General features: G+C 58.1%; 1 protein-coding gene. It reads right to left on the reverse strand.

Going from position 1 to position 234, the window contains the following annotated elements:
- The coding region (locus SB764_RS44755; RefSeq protein ID WP_410867404.1) for a 2-oxo acid dehydrogenase subunit E2 at positions 1-234 on the reverse strand (234 nt) is incomplete at both ends.

The following is a 234-nucleotide window of genomic DNA, read 5'->3' on the forward strand; positions in this document are numbered from 1 at the left end:
GGTTCTTCAAGGATCGCCGCCACATCCGCCATAAACCGGGCGGACAGGTCGCCATCGACCACTCGGTGGTCGAAAGAACCGCCAAGAGTGGTGATCCAGCGTGGGATGACTTCCCCATCAAGGACCCAGGGCTTTTGCTTGATTGTTCCGAAGGCAACGATTGCTACCTCGCCCGGATTGATGATGGGGGTTCCGGTGTCAATTCCGAGCGCACCGATGTTGGTGACGGTTAGG

The organism is Paraburkholderia sp. SIMBA_027, assembly GCF_046535315.1.
In the GTDB taxonomy this organism is placed as follows: domain Bacteria; phylum Pseudomonadota; class Gammaproteobacteria; order Burkholderiales; family Burkholderiaceae; genus Paraburkholderia; species Paraburkholderia tropica.